Source organism: Anabaena azotica SJ-1, from assembly GCF_047275885.1.
Classification (GTDB): Bacteria; Cyanobacteriota; Cyanobacteriia; order Cyanobacteriales; family Nostocaceae; genus Trichormus_B; species Trichormus_B azotica_A.
Genome location: NZ_CP178454.1, coordinates 5,554,843 through 5,574,516, shown reverse-complemented (window position 1 = coordinate 5,574,516; position 19,674 = coordinate 5,554,843). Strand labels below are relative to the sequence as shown.

13 protein-coding genes are annotated in these 19,674 nt (G+C 36.8%); 6 read left to right on the top strand and 7 right to left on the bottom strand.

Annotated features, from left to right (window positions below; all coding sequences use genetic code 11):
- Positions 1-4: 4 nt before the first annotated feature.
- The 3 genes from ACLLO5_RS24270 (at position 5) to ACLLO5_RS24260 (ending at position 5,317) form a co-directional block, all read left to right on the top strand.
- Positions 5-1,804, top strand: a complete 1,800-nt coding sequence (locus tag ACLLO5_RS24270) for a HEAT repeat domain-containing protein (RefSeq protein WP_413173041.1) — start codon at positions 5-7, stop codon at positions 1,802-1,804.
- A 448-nt stretch (positions 1,805-2,252) separates the two neighbouring features.
- On the top strand, positions 2,253-2,642 hold the full coding sequence (locus ACLLO5_RS24265; RefSeq protein WP_413173040.1) for a hypothetical protein: 390 nt from the start codon (positions 2,253-2,255) through the stop codon (positions 2,640-2,642).
- 359 nt (positions 2,643-3,001) lie between these two features.
- Positions 3,002-5,317 carry a WD40 repeat domain-containing protein gene (locus ACLLO5_RS24260; RefSeq protein ID WP_413173039.1) on the top strand — a complete coding sequence of 772 codons (2,316 nt, stop codon included), beginning with the start codon at positions 3,002-3,004 and terminating at the stop codon, positions 5,315-5,317.
- Between the two features lie 89 nt (positions 5,318-5,406).
- Here ACLLO5_RS24260 and ACLLO5_RS24255 read toward each other — a convergent pair whose 3' ends face one another.
- Entirely contained in the window at positions 5,407-6,609 is a 1,203-nt protein-coding gene (locus tag ACLLO5_RS24255) for a DUF4336 domain-containing protein (protein ID WP_413173038.1), read from the bottom strand.
- A gap of 301 nt (positions 6,610-6,910) precedes the next feature.
- Between ACLLO5_RS24255 and ACLLO5_RS24250 the strand changes: the two genes are divergently transcribed.
- Complete coding sequence (locus tag ACLLO5_RS24250; protein ID WP_413173037.1) at positions 6,911-7,657, top strand: DUF561 domain-containing protein; 747 nt, start codon at positions 6,911-6,913, stop codon at positions 7,655-7,657.
- Between the two features lie 845 nt (positions 7,658-8,502).
- On the opposite strand, the gene ACLLO5_RS24245 is transcribed toward ACLLO5_RS24250, so the two are convergent.
- Positions 8,503-11,994 carry an eIF2A-related protein gene (locus ACLLO5_RS24245; RefSeq protein ID WP_413173036.1) on the bottom strand — a complete coding sequence of 1,164 codons (3,492 nt, stop codon included), beginning with the start codon at positions 11,992-11,994 and terminating at the stop codon, positions 8,503-8,505.
- A 62-nt stretch (positions 11,995-12,056) separates the two neighbouring features.
- Here ACLLO5_RS24245 and ACLLO5_RS24240 point away from each other — a divergent pair.
- A protein-coding gene (locus ACLLO5_RS24240) for an ISKra4 family transposase (protein ID WP_413171042.1) occupies positions 12,057-13,123 on the top strand; the annotation gives its coding sequence in 2 pieces (ribosomal slippage) (positions 12,057-12,213 and positions 12,213-13,123; 1,068 coding nt in all).
- A 30-nt stretch (positions 13,124-13,153) separates the two neighbouring features.
- Here ACLLO5_RS24240 and ACLLO5_RS24235 read toward each other — a convergent pair.
- The 3 genes from ACLLO5_RS24235 to ACLLO5_RS24225 form a co-directional block, all read right to left on the bottom strand.
- Positions 13,154-14,347: a tetratricopeptide repeat protein gene (locus tag ACLLO5_RS24235; protein ID WP_413173035.1), complete on the bottom strand. Its 1,194-nt coding sequence runs from the start codon at positions 14,345-14,347 to the stop codon at positions 13,154-13,156.
- A complete protein-coding gene (locus tag ACLLO5_RS24230) occupies positions 14,344-15,648 on the bottom strand; it encodes a P-loop NTPase fold protein (RefSeq protein ID WP_413173034.1) in 1,305 nt (434 codons plus the stop codon). The genes ACLLO5_RS24235 and ACLLO5_RS24230 overlap by 4 nt, the downstream gene beginning before the upstream one ends.
- A gap of 173 nt (positions 15,649-15,821) precedes the next feature.
- Positions 15,822-16,970 carry a DegT/DnrJ/EryC1/StrS family aminotransferase gene (locus ACLLO5_RS24225; protein WP_413173033.1) on the bottom strand — a complete coding sequence of 383 codons (1,149 nt, stop codon included), beginning with the start codon at positions 16,968-16,970 and terminating at the stop codon, positions 15,822-15,824.
- 239 nt (positions 16,971-17,209) lie between these two features.
- On the opposite strand from ACLLO5_RS24225, the gene ACLLO5_RS24220 reads away from it, so the two are divergent.
- Positions 17,210-17,986, top strand: a complete 777-nt coding sequence (locus ACLLO5_RS24220; protein ID WP_413173032.1) for an ABC transporter permease — start codon at positions 17,210-17,212, stop codon at positions 17,984-17,986.
- On the opposite strand, the gene ACLLO5_RS24215 is transcribed toward ACLLO5_RS24220, so the two are convergent.
- Both ACLLO5_RS24215 and ACLLO5_RS24210 read right to left on the bottom strand, forming a co-directional pair.
- Positions 17,967-18,224 carry a hypothetical protein gene (locus tag ACLLO5_RS24215; protein ID WP_413173031.1) on the bottom strand — a complete coding sequence of 86 codons (258 nt, stop codon included), beginning with the start codon at positions 18,222-18,224 and terminating at the stop codon, positions 17,967-17,969. The genes ACLLO5_RS24220 and ACLLO5_RS24215 overlap by 20 nt on opposite strands.
- 13 nt (positions 18,225-18,237) lie before the next feature.
- Entirely contained in the window at positions 18,238-19,278 is a 1,041-nt protein-coding gene (locus ACLLO5_RS24210; RefSeq protein WP_413173030.1) for an EF-hand domain-containing protein, read from the bottom strand.
- Between the last annotated feature and the right edge of the window lie 396 nt (positions 19,279-19,674).

The following is a 19,674-nucleotide window of genomic DNA, read 5'->3' as shown; positions in this document are numbered from 1 at the left end:
AATTATGCTCACAACTCCCCGCTATAATAGCAAGCCTTCTCGCTTCATCCTTTATTCTTTAGTCTTCATCCTTTCTTTCCTCCTCTGTCTACCTTGGGTTAGTGCCAAAGAAACCCCCAAACCCAAGCCGGAAGCATGGCAGATTAACGGTATCGTAGCAGCCCTTGACGATGGATATGACGGAGTTAAGGTATATGCTCTGAATGAATTAGTTGAATATAATCTGAAAGATTTAAAATCTGTGGGGAAAAAACCGGAGGATATTGCTCAAAAAGCTGACAAAATCCTCAAGAATGAAAAGGCATCCGCCTACGTTCGTGGAAGTGCGGCAGTGGCATTGGGAAATCTGGGGGAGGTAACCAAACCTTATGTTAAAGATATCGTTGATATCCTCAAGGATAAATCTGTTGACTCAGGTGTTCGTAAAGATGCAGCAATGGCATTGGGAAATCTGGGACAGCTTGCCAAACCTTACATCACATACATTGTCAACATCCTTAAGGATAAATCCGTTGACTCTGATCTTCGTTACGGTGCAGTAGAGGCATTAGGAAATTTGGGGGAGGTTGCCACACCCTATGTCAAAGACATCGCTGACATCCTCAAGGATAAATCTGTTGACTCAGGTGTTCGTAAAGGTGCAGCAATGGCATTGGGAAATCTGGGGCAGGCTACCAAACCCTACGTTAAAGACATCCTCGACTTCCTTGCGGATAAAACCGTTGCTCCCGATACTCGTTACGATGCAGCAGAGGCATTAGGAAATCTGGGACAGGCTGCCACACCCTACGTCAAAAACATCCTAGACATCCTCAAAGACGAATCCGTTGACTTTAATCTTAGTTACGGAGCATCACTGGCATTGGGAAATCTGGGACAAGCTGCCACACCCTACATCAAAGACATCGCCGACATCCTTAAGGATAAAACCGTTGACCCTGATCTTCGTTCCAGTGCAGCAGAGGCATTGGGAAATCTGGGACAAGCTGCCACACCCTACATCAAAAACATCGCCGACATCCTTAAGGATAAAACCGTTGAACCTAATCTTCGTTCCAGTGCAGCAGAGGCATTGGGAAATTTGGGACAGGCCGCCACACCTTACATCAAAGACATCCTCAACTTCCTCAAGGATAAATCCGTTAACGAATTTGTTCATGGAAGTGCAGCACTAGCATTAGGAAATTTGGGACAGGCTGCCACACCCTATGTCAAAGACATCGCCGACATCCTTAAGGATAAATCAGTTGACTCCGATATTCGTTCCCTTTTAGCAGTGGCATTGGGAAATCTGGGACAGGCTGCCACACCCTGCGTCAAAGACATCCTTGACATCCTCAAAGATAAATCCGTTGACCCTAATATTCGTTACCTTTCAGCAGTAGCATTGGGTAAGATAGAACAACTCAACCTCAATAATATTGTGGTAATTCTGGATAGTGTTGATTCCGAAGAGCAAGAAGATTTTGAAAGTTGGCGATTTTTAACCTATTTCCTTGGTGGTGGGACTGATGAAGTCACAACACTACTCACATGGCTGGGTAAACCTCAAATAACTCCCGATAAGCTGACACACACTGATGGCGAAAAAACTCTCCAAGTATTTCTCAAAGTTTGGGAACCCGTCCGAGATTTAGCACAATTACGGCAAGACTTAGCAGGACAAATTGCTGTAGTTGCCAGAAAAGTTTCTTGGAAACCACAAGATATACTTTTATTAAAAACTCACTACAATAACCTGAAAAAAGCCGGCTATAAAGAAGCAGATTCACTGCAATCAGTTATAGTTAACCTCAAAGCTTGACAGTGGTTGTTCAAAGTCAGAACTACTATTGGGATTTAGACAAAAGACACAAATACAATAGCCTTCAACCCATATACCAAAAGACTTTAAAATCATTTTATTCTGTTTGTTGATATATCTGGGTTGCAAGGTATTCGGTGTATATTCCTTTCCCTGCATAGGTTTGACGCTTATTTTGTACTAAAAGTCCCGTTACCCAACTTGCTTCCTTTAGATGCAGCCAAAGAACTGCGGGAAAAATTGATTCAATACGCTGCTGATACTAAAAACAATACAGTGAGTAATACTTTTATGCAGTTGTCGCAAACTAGGTAAGAGAGGCTAGTTTGTACTGAATATGGCTATGGATATTTTCAGATTTTCAACATCATCTTCATACTTTTGAGGCACTTAGTGTAGCCGAAATACGTCATGATTATTGATTGTGACAAACAGTGAGAAGAAAAAAATGAAACCAGTAGTTATGATTAAAACAGTTATTACATCACTGGGTTTATTAGTTCTATTGAACCCCAATCAAGCATCAGCGCAAATTGTCCCCCAACCTTGGGTCTCTGTGGGTGGAAAGGATGGTGATGTGACTTATGCTGTGGGTGCTAGGGCTTTAAATTTGGGTGTGGAAGTGGGAACTGGTGCTGATGGTGCAACAGGTGTAGATGTCTTGAAATTTATCAATTTACCTGTTATTTCTCCCTATGTGGGAGTTGGTTACTATTCAGAAGATAAGGGTGTTGCTTTTTCTGGTGGTGTCCAAGCAAATGCAACTGAACACATTTTTCTCGGTGCTGGTTATAATTCTGTGCGTGGTTTTAATGGACAGTTAGGAGTCAAATTCTAATTTTCAACTAATTTCAATTAATTTCAATTAATTTCGGATTTTCAGACAATAATTAATGATGTGTAGGTTGGGTTAAGGAACGCAACCCAACATTTTTAGGGATTTGTTAGGTTTTTCTAGATTTTACTCAAGCTAGCTATCTTTCATATTATTTATTATGGGTTTGTTGGGTTTTTCTGCGTTTTACTCAATCTACCTATTTTTTATTATGATTATTTTTTTATAAACAAAAACTATGCCTTAAGATAGTAGTATAGTTATCATCTATTTATTTTATCAATGAATTATAGAGGTTGGTAAAGAAAATTACTCAACCTTGATTACACTATTAATGCAATTGATTTAACGGAGAATCACTTATGCAGCCTGGGTTAAATTTATTAATTCAACTGGTATTAGAGTTTGCACCTGTGATGGTAAATATCATCCAAAAGCAAACTGAAGGTAATTTTAAAAACAATACTTCTCCCATTACTAAAGTATTTCATGACTTTATTAAAACTGTAGATAATGTTACGCAAATAGATATTACTGAAACCGAATTTACACAACAACAGCAATTAGCTGTTTATCACCAAGCAACACAACTAAAAATAGCTAATCAAGAAAAGGAAACAGCTATTAAGTTACCAGAAGTGCATAAAATTTTGGATAGTTGGCCTTTGCGGTTGTATCCTTCCCAACTTTTAGAAGTTTCTCACAATAATAAACGTACTCCATTAAAACTGTTGATTGCAGCACCACAAATTCAATTTGATAAATTTGATTTGCAAAATTCACAAGTTACTAATGAAATTGAGTTGAAATTGGCTGAAGGTTTACGAGAGTTTATTAACAATCATTATTCTCTACATCATCCAGAAAGACCGATAGAATTTTTAGCTGGTGCTTGGGATAGTAAGCGTTTTCATAGTGAATCTAGCATCAAGGCTTTATTTAGTGGGTTGAAAAAACAGCCAACTTTAATTTTAGAATCGGAAAAAGACGGAGATTATTTTAATTTTCGGATTGCTTACTGGGGGTTGGGACAAGAAAATTATTACTATAAAACTATTTCTCGATTACCTTATCGGCAAATTTTACAAGAATCGGCTAAAAACCGGGCTTTGGAATGGAGAAATATTAAAAATCAACTTTTATCGCTGGGTGAAGATTTAGAAGTAGTTAACAATTTAGGTGGAGAAAGAAATTTCAATTTAGAACTTTTAGAAAAGGTTGAAAAATGGGAATCTCAAGGAATTGATGTTAATCAGTTATCTTGGGAATATAAAATTACTAATCAGGATTGGCAGCATCTTTATCAAGTTTTAATAACTTGTCACTGTTTAGTTACTGCTTGGGTGACTGATGCTTATTACTTGGTTAATTATGATGTACATCCATTGTTGCCAGATTTGTTACCAAGTTTACTAAACGAGGCTATAAATTTACAATCATTACAGGTAATTACTGATAGCTATAAACAAGTTTATCAAGCTTTAAAAAATGAGCGAATTGCTAAAATTCCAGAGTTAGCTTTGCAATTAGCTCAAGGTCTATCTGATTTTTCTAATTCTCATTGGTCGCGAGAACAAGTAGATTATTCTATTGATACTTGGTTACAAATGCGGCAAGTTTCAATAACAGAAGTAACTCATCCTTTAAAAGCCATGCTATTAGCAGTAAAAATAGAAGATGAGACTTATATTAATAAATTAAAAGAATATTTTGCTGCTGTTGGTGATGATGAAAATCTCGTTTATGTGGAAAATATTTTAGAAGAAATAGCGATTCTTAAAGCTAAATACAATTTAGATAAAATTCATCTTCACTATACTCTGACTGGACATTCTGGTAAAGTTTCTTCTGTGGCTATAAGTCCAGATGGTGAAGTTTTAGTAAGTGGGTGTGCAGACAAAACTATCAATATTTGGAATCTGCAAACTGGTAAATTAATTCGCACTCTCACGGGAAATTCAGGTGCAATTTCTTCTGTGGCTGTGAGTCCTGATGGTCAATTTCTCGCTGTTGGTAGTTGTGAACATCCACAAGGTAATGTTAAGGTGTGGAATTTGAAAACTGGTAAACTTATTCATACTCTTTTGGGACATCAAAAACCAGTTAATGTGGTGGCTATAAGTCCAGATGGGACAGTTCTGGCTAGTGGTAGTCATAAAATTAAAATATGGAGTTTACAAAAAGGAGAAAGAATTTGTACTTTGTGGCATTCTTCAGCAGTTGAGGCTGTGGCTATAAGTGCAGATGGGACAATTTTAGCTAGTGGCAGTTCTGACTATAAAATTAGATTGTGGAATCCCCGTACTGGTGATCCTTTACGTACTATGATGGGTCATCTAGGTGAAGTAACTTCCATAGCTATTAATGCAGATGAAGAAGTTTTATTTAGTGGTAGTGCTGATAAAACTATTAAAGTTTGGCATTTAAGTACAGGTAAATTGCTAAAGACTTTGAATGGACATACAGAACAAGTAAAATCTATTGCTGTGAGTCCAAATGGAAAATTTCTGTTTAGCTGTAGTGCGGATAAGACTATTAAAATGTGGGATATTCATACAGGTGAAGTTTTACAAACTCTCACTGGACATTCTGGTGTGGTAACTTCTCTTTCTCTAAGTGCAGATGGTAAGTTTCTGGCTAGTGGTAGTGCTGATAAAACTGTTAAAATATGGCAGTAATCGTAAGGGTGAAGCATTCGGACAGAATATCAATGGTTTTAGCGATAGGTGATCACCCGAATGCTTCGCCCCTACATAGGGACAAACATTTACACTTTATCTTTTGTAGGTGTAGCAATACCACGCTTTACCAAACTCGCTTCCAGTTCCTGAATAAATCGTAAATCTTCAACTAATAAAGGTTTATTATCCCTCAATAATGGTTCTTTTTCCAAAAAACTAAACGCTTGCCGAAATTGCAACGGACTAGCTTTAATTGGTGCATCAAAATGACAAGAGATAATTTGTTGAAAATCCCAATTGGCAATTTTATCAGCCCAGTCTAATACTAGTTTTGGTGCTTGGGGAAGAATGAGAATTTGTAAAATGGGTGCTACAAAAGGGCGACCATTTCCATGCAAGGCATCAAAAGAGTGTTGCCAATTATTTTGCCAGCGAAAAGGAAATAAACCAAAATAAGCTTGAGCAGAACGATCTGGTGATTTTTTAGCATCTTGCCACATTTCTTTTATTTCCGTAATTTCTAAAGCACTGGGACGGAAATAAATTGCAAATAAAGATATTCTTTGCCATCCTTGACGACGATTTTTTTGATTATCTTCTATAATCTGTTGTCCATTTTCTCTAGCGTGAAATAATAGCGGATATGGTTCTAATTGTAAAATTTCTGGTGGTTCTTCTGGGATAGAAAGTATGGTATCTGTGAGTAACAGAGTACGTGATGGTTTGTGAAATAATGCCACTTCCACAAAAGCACCACGTCCTAAATTAATATCTAAAATTTCATAATCAAATTCATCACCAAAAGGATTTTGATGAATGTTTTCTATATTTTCTGGTAGTTCTAAAGTCCGTTTTTGGGGAAACCCAAGCCAACTTAGTGGTAGATTAAATGGGAAACTCCATTGATGAGGTGCAACATAAACTACAGCTTGGGGAAATTTTTTCGCGAAGGGTCCAACAAAAATTTTATGCTCTAAACCAGAACTGGTAGGCAAAATAATATATTTAACTACTCCGTGTTTTGCTTCTAATTCCTGAACTAAATGGATACATTCTGGTGTCGGTGCGACAGGTGCATAAACTAAAAGACCTCCTGCTTGCAGCTTGATGATGGTCATCCTAATGGGTACGATGGTATACAGGATGCCTTGTAATTGGTCAAATGTCCAAATGCTATCTTTGACTATTTCTCGACGCACTGTTCGTCGTTTACCGTAGGGATAGAGTGGTAGTGCAGGCCAAAAAGGCCATGACCAATCTCGCTGATTTATACTTCTCGAAGCCTTCATTGTCTTTTCTCCAAGTGCTTCTTTCTCATTTCTACAGAAATCCTAAATCATTTCTGCAAGATTAGAAGTTATCAGGAGTCATGGAAGAATGAACCACTCTAGGCACAGAGAAGCCAGTGTGTTGGGCGGGTTCACCGACTTGTAGCAACTGGCGTAACGCTGAGAAATCCGGGTTAAGAAATACTGTGCATAAGTCATGAAATTTTTAATTTTTAATTTTTAATTTCGTTCTGCGGTACTAGCATCTATTATTCATATAGTGTAAAAATATTCCTACTTCAATAGACTCAAAACAAGAATTATGATTATGGATTCTAATTTGCAACGTGCATTTGCTAACCGCAGTGTTTTAAAAGTAATTAGCGGTTTGAATAATTTTAATGCTGAAACTGTTGCTGCTACAGTGAAAGCGGCTGAGTTTGGTGGTGCAACTTTTGTGGATATTGCTGCTGATGAGGCTTTGGTTAAATTAGCTAAGAGTTTAACCAGTTTACCTGTTTGTGTTTCTGCTGTTGAACCAGAAAAGTTTGTGCAAGCTGTTGCTGCTGGTGCTGATTTAATTGAAATCGGTAATTTTGATTCTTTTTATGCTCAAGGTCGCAGATTTGAAGCTGAGGAAGTTTTGGCACTAACTTACCAAACCCGCGCTTTGTTGCCGGAAATTACTTTATCTGTGACTGTTCCTCATATCCTAACTTTGGATAAACAAGTACAATTGGCTGAAGATTTGGTAAAAGCTGGTGCTGATATCATCCAAACTGAAGGTGGTACTAGTAGCCAACCTGCTCACGGTGGTACTTTGGGTTTGATGGAAAAAGCTGCTCCTACTCTAGCGGCAGCTTATGAAATTTCCCGCGCTGTTTCTGTGCCTGTTTTGTGCGCTTCTGGTATTTCTAATGTGACTGCTCCTCTGGCTGTTGCTGCTGGTGCTGCTGGTGTGGGTGTGGGTTCTGCTATCAACCAACTCAATAGCGAAATTGCCATGATTGCTGCTGTGCGTGGTTTGGTTGAAGCTTTAGCAACTGCAAACGTTCGCACTTTTGCTTAGATGAATATAGGGAATGGGGAATTAAGTCCTTTGTGCGATCGCTAAGAGGTTGTTTGAAAAGTCATGATTGATGTATCAAATATTTTTACCTCTTCCTAACCCTCCCCTTGTGAAGGGGCTGAGGTGCAAACAACACAGATTGTTGATCGCTAAGAGGTTGTTTGAAAAGTCATGATTGATGTATCAAATATTTTTACCTCTCCCTAACCCTCCCCTTGTGAAGGGGAGGGGACTGGATTGTCTGGTTTCCCTTGTGAAGGGGAGAGGACTGGATTTTCTGGTTTCCCCTTGATCAGGGGGGGCTAAGGGGAGGTAAAAATGGGATGAAAATTACCGGATACTACTTTTCAAACATCCTCTCAGATTCGATTCCCCAGTCCTATATTTTCCAGTTCCATGACTAAGGTACAAGAAAACGCAGATAGACAACGCAGATAGACATAGATTGTTTTCTAGTCAAGAGTATTTTTGTACTATATTATCCTTTTGGATAAATCTACTTCTAAAATAGTCCAACGTAAGATCAATTTTTTTGTAAAGGTTCGTATATTTTTCAGGACTGATTTTTTGAAACTACTATCAATTAAGGGTTTAAGGATGACAAATTATGAAGAATATAAAATTGATTATAAAAACCCAATTATGAAATTCTTGCAAATCATAGCAAATGCCTGAAAATATTGCAATCTCGTTAGTAAATAAAAATAATTCTCAATTAATTATTAAGAAAAGTAAAGGACAAATGGCGGTAAGTTTTAAATATGCAAAGTAAAATCAAATTGGCATAAGTGAATATTATCATTCCAATTCGGACAACAAAAACCAGAACCACCAACAGACAACCATCAAACAACATCCTGTAAATCCTTAAATCCTGAAAATCCTGATTCAGACAATTTCACATCATCACACAACCGCTTATCCTCCTCACTCAAACCCATATTAGGATTCTGCAAATAATCTTTTAACCAAGCACAACCGAGTACCAGTAGCCGATCTAAATCCCGCACAGGCCACAACCGCGCTGTCCCGTCCCAGGATGCCGTAGCAATGGTTTTGCCGTCGGGGCTGAAACTTACAGAATAGACAGGAAGTTGATGCCCTTTAAATTCTTGAAGAAGTTGCCCCTGCAAGTTCCACAACCGTGCTGTTTTGTCTTCTGATGCGGTGGCAATAGTTTTTCCGTCTGGGCTAAAACTCACACTCCAGACCAAACCCTGATGCCCTTTAAATTCCTGAAGCAGTTGCCCCTTTAAGTTCCACAACCGCACTGTTTTATCTTCTGATGTGGTAGCGATAGTTTGACCGTCCGGGCTGAAATTTACAGAATATACAGGACCTTTATGTCCCTTAAATTCCTGAAGCATTTGCCCTTGTAAGTTCCACAACCGGGCTGTCCAGTCAAGGGATGCCGTGATGATGGTTTGACCGTCGGGGCTAAAACTCACACTATGGATATGATTATGATGTCCCTTAAATTCCTGAAGTGTTTGCCCTTGTAGGTTCCACAACCGCGCTGTACAGTCAAAGGATGTGGTGGCGATAGTTTGACCATCTGGGCTAAAACTCACGCTTATGACACGACTTTGATGTCCCTTAAATTCTTGAAGTATTTGCCCTTGTAAATTCCACAACCGTGCTGTCATATCAAGAGATGCGGTGGTTATGGTTTTGCCATCTGGACTAAAACTCACAGAATAGACAGGACCTTGATGCCCTTTAAATTTCTGAATAAGTTGCCCCTGCAATTTTGACACCCGTGCTGTATTGTCAGTGGATGCGGTAGCGATAGTTTGACCATCTGGGCTGAAACTTACACTTAAAACAAAACCTTGATACCCTGTAAATTCTTGAAGTAGTTCCCCGTACAAGTTCCATAACCGCGTTGTATTATCAGAAGATGAGGTAGCGATAGTTTGACCATCTGGACTGAAACTTACACTATAGACTACACCCTGATGACCAATAAATTCCCTCATCAACTGCCCCTGTAAGTTCCACAACCTCGCTGTATTATCCAAGGATGCCGTAGCAATGGTTTGACCATCTGGGCTGAAATTCACACTATGGACACCACTCTGATGTCCTGTGAACTCCTGAACAAGTTGCCCCTGTAAGTTCCACAACCGCACTGTTTTGTCATTAGATGCGGTGGCGATAATTTGACCATCTGGGCTGAAACTTGCACTCCAGACTACTTCCTGATGTCCTTTCAATTCCTGAAGCATTTGCCCTTGTAAGTTCCACAACCGCGCTGTTTTGTCTGAGGATGTGGTGGCAATGGTGTTGCCATCCGGGCTAAAACTTACACTTCTGACCCAAGTCAGATGCCCTTTAAATTCCTGAAGCATTTGTCCCTGCAAGTTCCACAACCTCGCTGTATTATCCAAGGATGCAGTGGCAATAGTTTTGCCGTCCGGGCTGAAACTCACATTATCCACACGATTCTGATGCCCTTTAAATTCCTGAAGCATCTGCCCCTGTAAGTTCCATAACCGCGCTGTTTTGTCTGAGGATGCGGTCGCAATAGTTTTACCGTCAGGGCTGAAACTCACACTATTGACATTACCCTGATGTCCTTTAAATTGGTTACGTTCTTTAATATTGTCGAGGATAGTATTTAAGGTATGGATAGGACTAAAAGCTGGGTATTTTTCTAGAGGACGACCATCTTTAACTATATTTTTTAGTTGTTTACCACTGTGCATAGCAGCCATTAGCCCTTCTAACTGGGCAAACTCAAATTGTCTTAAAGCATTCATGCCAGCGCGTTCTAATTCTGTTCCCTTTTGCGCTTCTTTAAGTAGCTTTTCAGCTTGTTCTCTAGCTTGAATTAAAATTTGATTTGCTTCTTGTTCCTTTTTTAATTTTTCTGCTGCTAATAACTCATTTTGTTTTGCTAATTCTAATTCTGTCTTGGCTTTAGCGTAATTCTCTAATAAATCATCTTTATATTGTTGACGAATAAACTCGACTAAATAATCATGAACTAACTGATATCTATTTTCTGGAAATTCAGGAATTAATAAAACTAAACCAGATGCTACCAAGATTTTTACAACATCCTCTAATTTATCAGTATTTCTGTCTAATATTGTTAATTCTTCTGCTAATTCAGAAGCAGTTTTTAAAGGACGAGTTTTGTTTTCATCAGTGAAGAGATATAAAGCTAGGTTGGCTAATTCTTTGTTATCTTCTGTACCACAATCTTTAACTACATTGTCTAAAAAACCCTCAATCAATTTTTCTTTATTCCCAATTTCTTGATATTTCTCTAAAGTGGTAATGTTGAGGTTTTCTAATTGTGTACCCACAATTTGTAATTCTATCGGTCTAATTTCTGCAATTTTTCCTGCTAATTCTGCTACTAATTTATCTATTAACTTCTCTTCTAAGCGGTATTTGCTTCTCTGGGTTAAACTGATAAATACTTGTTTTGCATCTGCGGGGGAAAAGTTACCCAAATAATAGCGAGTAGATTTACCGATAATATCTGTACTGTTAACTATATCTGTATTTTTTTCATTCTCAAATTTCCGTTCTATTTCTAATAAATAATGTAAATAATCTTCTCGTAAAGACAGCACAACTTTGACATCAGGAATATCCAAACATTCTCTTAAAAAATCGTAAAATTCTTGTCTTGCTATTTGTTCTTGATAAACAAAGAAAAATTCCTCAAATTGGTCAAAAATCAAAACTGTTAATAAATTCTTTTCGCTATTTTTTCTTAATTGTTGAATAATTGCATCTGTAGGACGTGGAATTAGGGACAATTCATGAATTTTCCCTACATTTAAAGCCTTTCCTAATTCTTCTAACCAATTGGTATAAACTCTTAACAATAGCGGTAAAACTTGTTTAGCTGCAATAGTTTCTTGTTGCAGTGCAGGAATTAAACCGGCTTGTAAAATTGAACTTTTACCAACTCCAGACTGTCCATGAATTACCGTTAATTTATATTGATTGTCAGCAATTCTTGTTTTTAGATTTATAATATCTTGTTCTCTTCCAGAAGCGGATATTTCTTGTGCTATTGTTCCGGTATTTCCAACATCTGAATCTGCGGATTTAATAATTTTGCGTTGGGGGTTTAAATAGGATGCACCAACAAAAGCCCGAAAACCATATTGTTGTTCAATTTGCAGTTTTTCTTGTTTGGTATAGAAAGCTGTTAAATATTCCTCTTGTTGAAAATAGAGTAAATTTAATTGATTTAAGATATCAATATATAATTGGGGATTATATTCTATTTGGGTGTTAATTTTCGCTGTTTCTAATATTTTGATACTGGTTGATATTTCACCCAAGCCATAATAAGATTTGGGAGCATCCACTTTTGGAAGATATACAAAATATGGGAGAATGTAAGAAGAGATAAAAAAGCGTATCAAAGACTATGAGCCAAGATATAGAAGAAAGAATCAAAGCCTGTGTAAGAGAACTGGCAACATTACTGTATGAACAAGCAGATAAGAGTCAGTTAACAGACCTAGAAAGTATAGAAAAAAAAGTTCGTAGCCAAATACTAGAAAGTGTAAGTCCAGAAATAGCCCTTTTTTTGTTGAACAAAAAACAGGTACAAAAGTAGGTAAAACTAGGAAAATTAAAAGCCTAGTTGGAGAACTGAAATTAAAAACTAAACAGTTACAGAAACTGGGTGTAAAGCCAAGAATTAGATTAAGTCCATTACTTCAAAAATGTTGTTTGAGACTATCAGCGAATGTTTCATATCAAAATGCAGAAATCGAGGTAGAGGCATTAACAGGAATAAAAGTTGGTCACTCAACGCAACAAAAATTAGTGCTGTCACAAGATTTTCAACTACCACTTGCAAAACAAGCCGTTTCGGAAGTAAGTGTAGATGGAGGAAAAGTTCGACTGCGAGGTAAACCACTAGCCGGTTGTCACTGGCGAGACTATAAAACTGTGCGTCTGCAAGGGATTTACTATGGTGCATTTTTTGATGACAACCAATCATTAATTGATTATGTCAATAGCCAACAGTTGGTGAACCCTCTCGTTTGCTTAGGAGATGGTCACGATGGTGTGTGGAATCTGGTGAGGGAATTTGGTCAAGACCAGTTTTCTCGCTGTGAAATTTTGGATTGGTATCACCTCAAAGAAAATCTTTATAAAGTTGGTGGGTCTTTAAAGCGACTTAAGGCTGCTGAAACTTTATTATGGCAAGGTCAAGTAGAAGCAGCTAAGACTTTATTTAATCATTGCCGAGGTAAACAAGCTAAAAATTTCATTGCTTATCTGGAAAAACACTTTTCTCGCATTGTCAACTACAGCTATTATCAAGCTGAACAATTATGTTCTATTGGTTCCGGTGCAGTTGAATCTGCAATTAAACAAATTGGTTTAAGGATAAAAATTTCTGGCGCACAGTGGAATGTTGAAAGTGTCAATCACATCCTCTCTGTTCGTTGCGCTTATCTCAATGGCTTACTTGCTGTTTGATTGGGTGTTTCTTCCAAAAGTGGATGCTCCCTAAGATTTACCTAATAAAAATTGATAATATACTTGTTCATTTGTGAAAATATCAACTGTATTTGATTGTTTGATATTTTCTAAAATTTCTAATGCTGTTTCTGCCTGATTTTTAGCTTCTATAAGATTAGCTTTATATAAAGCCAATTCTGCTAAAAATCCATAATCTTTAGCCCAAAATAACTGATAATTATTGTTTTGTTGATGTATTTTTAGAGATTGATCAACTAATTGTTCTAATTCATCCCATGTTTGTAATTTCAAATAGACTTGACATAGTAAAGTAAGGGATCTAGATAATAAATCTGTCCGTTGTATTTGTTTAAAAATCTCTAAACTTTGCTGAAAATAATTCCTTGCTTGTTCCCATAAATTTTTATTATCTACCTGATTTATTGAGGCTTTACGGTAGTAGATTAAACCAAGATTAACTAACAGTGTACCTTGTCTATCTAAATTGTTGCTTTCTTGCCAAAATTTTAAACTCTGTTGATAATGTTCTAAGGCTGAATCTAAGTTATCATCTAAATAATCACGATAACCAAAAACATATTCTAAACTGGCATTAATAGAGGGGTTTAATACTTCTCCTCTTTGTTGTAAATCTTGTTTTGCAATTGCTAATTCTTGACATAAATAAGCAAATAAAATATTAGTTATATCACCTGCAAATATTTTATCTGTTTCCTGTTGAATAAAATCCAGTAATTGACTACTAGGAGGTTTAAACTCAATAGTAGTTGCCCAATTTTTAAAATCTGGTGCTAATCTAATTATTTTTCTGAGAATGGGATCATTTACCCAGAAAAATATCGGGAAATTAAAGTTATTTCTCAACTCTTCCCGCGCTTGGTTAGCTGAAGTCAGCACTTTATCAATATTCTGCACAGACTCCAAACCAAACACCATTAATGCTGCTGCTTTTTCATTTTTCCACTCATCTCCCAACTGTGTAGCTATATTTGCATATAGTGTTGTGACATTTGGTGGAAAATAAATTCTTTTAATTTTTACGGTTTCTATCTCCTGCAATTTGTTAAATATTTGTTGTTGAAAAAAAGTGTAGTTACACCGTAATAAAATCAACGAAAATGCACCTTGAGAAAGGGTAATTGTTCTGATTACCTTCCTCAAGCTACTTTGATTGATAACACCTAAATTAAAATCTAAATTATCTGGTTGTTGGTTGGTCATAATTTAAATTCTTTAGCTTCTTGCAAAATAGGATTTATATCAAACCAAGAACCTTCACTATCTACATATTCAAAAACCCAAATATTTTTAATTAAATCCTCATATTCTTGATCTCCTTGAATACGTCGTTTGCTTTGGTGAATTTCCTTTAATAGTTGCCATTCTTGATTGTCAATAGCTCGATTTAAGTCATTACATTGTTGTTTAATGACTGTTTCTAAACAATCACGAGTAATGGGAGGATCTTCATCTTGCAAACAACCATATAATAAGGTTAACAAATTACGTAAATGACCACCACTAACTTTACAAAGCCTTTCTAGAGTATCCACGCTATCAAAAACCTTGGTAATTAGGTTTTGGTTTTGTTCCCAGTTAACACCAGGAAAAGCCCTAGACATAACCATTTGTTTTAACAGTGTAATTCCTTGGGTAAAATCAGAATTATCTCTTTGTTTAACTGCAACCATCGGTAAAACTTTTGGACTTTGACCAAAACGATTATTTAATCTACCTAGAGCATTAGAATACATTAATATAAGAGGCACTGTATAAACTACGTGGCAATGAAGATTTTTTAATTGTTCACCACGCTCTATAAATAGATATTCTGGTTGATATTGTTCATTGGGTTTTTTGGTGTTGTCTATTCTATCCAGGTTGTCAATAATGACGACTAAACCTTTTTTACCTTGATCTTTAAGTTTTTCTTGTGCAGGTTTGATGATATCTTTGTTGATTGATTCTATAATTCCTAGCGTGCGTGGTTCTAAATATTGTCTTAGTTGACTACGCAAACTAGGACTGTCTTGAATTTTAGAGGTAATTTTAGCAATACCTACAGAAAACTCAATCGACTCAGGTGTAACAGGTACTTGCAAAATATGATATAAATCTTTAAATAGGTCTTGAAAATATCCAGGTTTGGGATTAATTTTGATCGCTTCTAAACTTTTGGTAACTTCAGCAGCTATGGCTAATAAAATATCTGTCACATCAACATCAGCCATATCCAAAATTTGACTAGACTCAAAATAAACTACATGAAAATCCTCTTGTTCCAGTTCTGCCTTTAATCGTAGTAGTTCTGTAGATTTGCCACAACCAATATGTCCTGTAAATAATTGACAGGTAGGAACTTCAGGTGAAAGGCGGGCAATAGTACGTTTGAATTGTTCAATTATTTTTGTACCACGGACAGAAGAGAAATCTATATAATATTGCTTATCCTCAGCTTTCCCAATCACTAAAGTATTAGAAGGATTACAAGCCTGAAAAAACCGTTTTAAATCTAATGCCATAACAACTGAATATATTTAAAAATGATTATTTTTAGTATGAGAGCTTTGGTCCAACTATGGTGTTATTTATAAGATATTTATAACCTTGTTTAATTTTTGGGTATAAAAACTTATAAAGTCAGATAATGGTGCGTTACATTTCATTAACGCACCCTACAATACTGTCACCTCTGTTAGCTTAAACAGTCTTTCAAGGCATAAATTACTTTATCTTGCTGTTCCTGTGTTAGTTCTGGGAACATGGGTAAAGCTATAACTTCGTGGCAAGCTTGTTCAGAGACAGGTAATTGTTCTGGTTTATACCCTAGATGTGAGTAAACTGGTTGTAGATGTAAAGGCAGAGGATAGTAAAGCATGGTACTTACTTCCTTTTCTTGGAGTTGAGTCCGCACCCAGTCCCGATATTTGGAACTTGCACCATTTCTTTCTTGGCTAGAAACGCGAATGGTATATTGATTCCAGACTCCGATTCCTCCTAGTAGTTCTTGGGGTGTGATGATACCAGGAACTTGACTGAGGGATTGATAGTAATAAGCGGCGATTTTTTGGCGTTGTTGGTTCCAAATGTCTAGATAGCGGAGTTTAATTTGCAGAATTACGGCTTGAATGGCATCTAAACGACTATTGACACCTATTTCTTCGTGAATGTATCTGACTTTGCTGCCATGTTCTCGCAATACTCGCAACTTAGCTGCGATCGCACTATCATTAGTTGTAATTGCACCGCCATCACCGCAACCACCAAGATTTTTGGTTGGGTAAAAGCTAAAACAGCCAATGTGTCCAATGCTGCCAACTTTTTTATCATCCCAACTTGCACCGGTGGCTTGAGCGCAATCTTCAATTACTGCTAAATTATGAGATTGAGCGATCGCCATTAAAGCTGTCATATCCACAGGTAAACCAAACAGGTGAACCGGGATAATAGCCTTGGTTTTCGGTGTAATAGCTGCTGCTATTTGGGTGACATCCAAATTAAAGGTAGTGGCATCAATATCAACAAAAACAGGTGTTGCACCTACAGCACTAATGACTTCAGTAGTCGCAAAAAAGGTGAATGGTGTAGTAATAACTTCATCACCTGCACCAATTTCTAAAGCACGTAACGCCAAAAACAGGGCATCAGTACCAGAATTACAAGCTACACATTCACTTACACCATGATAAGCAGCAAACTTTTGTTCAAAGCCTTCCACTGCTGGCCCACCAATATAACGGCCAGAACTCAGAACTTCTAAAACTGCATTACTCACTTCTGCTTCAATGGTGGCGTATTGCTGCTTTATATCAAAGGCTGGAATCGAATTTACGCTTTGGATCATAATTGTTATTTTATGGTGAGATACAAAAGATACACTTTTATGGGTGATGTTTGCTAATCAAATTTTCAATTCTCAATTATTCCCATTTAGGCTACAGCAGGTGATAGGTGACAGGTGACAGGTGACAGGTGACAGATAAAAGAGGTAAGAGAGGTAAAAGTTTTATGATCAGTTGATGTTTTCATGAAACTAACAAATGCTATATCGTCAATAGACAATCCCAGCAAGGAGCTAAGATCATGCCGGATTTGATTAAACTGGAATTTGTGGATTTGGTTTTAGCTGTGGCTTTAATGGCGATCGCTATTGGTTTATCAGCCTGGGAAAAATTAGGACTAGAATTAAACTTAGCTTTAGCTACTGGTAGAACCATCCTCCAACTCATCGTATTAGGATACGTTTTAGAATTCATCTTTGCTATTAATAATGTTTGGGCAGTTTTGGGAATTCTAACAATCATTCTCACAATTACGGCGATTGTCGCACGAAATCGCATCAGCCAAAAAATTCCCCTGGTACTGCCTATAGTCTGGGTAGCAATTTTTGTGAGTACGTCTTTAACGGTGCTGTATACTAACTTGTTGATTATCCAACCAGATAGATGGTATGAACCACGTTATTTGATTCCTTTAGCGGGTATATTGATTGGTAACGCCATGAACGCCGCAGTAGTAGCCGGAGAACGGTTGGTTAGCAACATTAACCAATTTCCCACAGAAATAGAAACTCATTTAAGTTTAGGTGCAACACCCCAGCAAGCAGTTAACCAATACCGCAAAGATGCAATTAAAGCCGCATTTCTGCCGACCTTAAATCAAATGATGCTAATTGGTATGGTGACAATACCCACCTTTACCAGTGGACAATTATTAGCTGGAGTACCTGCTTTAGAAGCTGTATCCTATGAAGTTTTAATTATTTTTATGGTGGCTGTAGCGAATTTGTTGACGACAATTTTAGTTACTAGAGGTTTATGTCGTCAATTTTTTAATGATGCTATGCAGTTGGTGAGATAAAAAACTGTTGACCGCTAACTGATAACTCTAAAGCTTCTGAGTTGCGGAGATTTTCTACTACCAAAACCAGGGAATTTATCAGCTTTTTCCGTTGATTTACCATATCAATATTGGCAAATAACGGTTTCACTTCTGGGTGAGCTTGAAAAAGATTATCGTAGAAGCTGGCTGCAAATTCATTAGCGCGAGGTTTAATTTTTTCAAAACTTTGTTCTAAAATTTCAATGTTTAACGTCATACTAGTTTATTGATTATTTGGCGAGAATGATATCTGAGTAAGCAAAAGACCAAATTGGACGCATTTTAAAAAACTCTTCAAAGGAAATTTTTAAATCTTTATTATCATCATATTTTTCCATGTATTCATCAACTTCATTAGAAGGTAATCCCCATTCTAGCAATAGAGTCTTTAACTCAAATCCATCAATGTAACCACTCCGATCAATATCTATTTGCTCGAAAATTAGTTGGCACTTTTCTGTATTGCTAATATTTTTACCCTGGCTTAGACATTCTAACTTCACATTTTCTTTTTTTAATCGTTGTTTAACACTTTTAATTTGCCAGATTTTGTTATAAAATTCATCAAAAGTAAATTCATTAAAATTTGTATTTCGAGCAATAAAAGTATTGATAAAAGAATCGGGAACTTGCCACTCGTGCCAAAGAGTTCTCAATTCGTCCTTATCTAAACTTCCAGTTTTATCTGTATCCAATTGAGCAAAAACTGCTGCTGCGACTGTTTGATCATCAACCTCATCAGAATTGATTGACAAATGATTACTTATCCATAATTCTTTCGCATCTTCATCAATTAATGTTTGTCTTTGACTTTCTTTTGTCCAACTGATCCATTCTGCTGCTGAGGGATTCATAATTAATTTGTACAAAACATTATATCCAAGCACAAAAAGGATAAAAAATAAGTTGCCAGCAAGACCTAATACAGAGGGGAATATCAACACACCAGCCGCCAGAATAGAAGCAGAATAAAGATTATCTTTAAAGATTCCAAAAACAGTAAAAATAAAGTAAAATACTCGGCACCAAACGTATATACTGAGAACTAAAAATGTGTTGATTAACCAAAAATTTGAATTCGGTTCTAAGAGCAAATGAATGGCAGTATAAAGGTGTAAGCTGACACAAAATAGATAGCCTGGAATCATGACACTCTTAGCACCAAAAACAATCGGTGTTTGGTAAAAAGATGAGGTGACATGACCAATGATGGCTGATAGTGCCATAATCATAGCGGGTATTTCTGGACTACTACTAAAAAATGCAATCACACCAAAAACAACCTCTATACTTCCAGAAATTACGTGAGTTTTGATTGATAATTTCCTCTTTGGTAGCATGAGAAATTTTGGGTGGGGTGGGGTTGTGTAATGGTAGTACAAAACATAAAAATTACTAAGAATTGATGCGCCACAAAGAACTAGTTTTTGATAATATTCTGTTTCTTCTCCTGTAAAAGTGGTACTAAAATAAAAGCAAACTATGGCATAAATACTGGTAGGCAAAAGTAGAAATAAGTTTTTCAAAGATACTGACATATTTTAGTTTCCTTGTTTCATTGATAAGATTTAATTGATAGCAATTCCCATTCAAATAAAGTACAAGCAGTAATAATTAAACGCAGATAATTTGGTACTTCATTAGACTGGGAGATGCTATATTAAGCT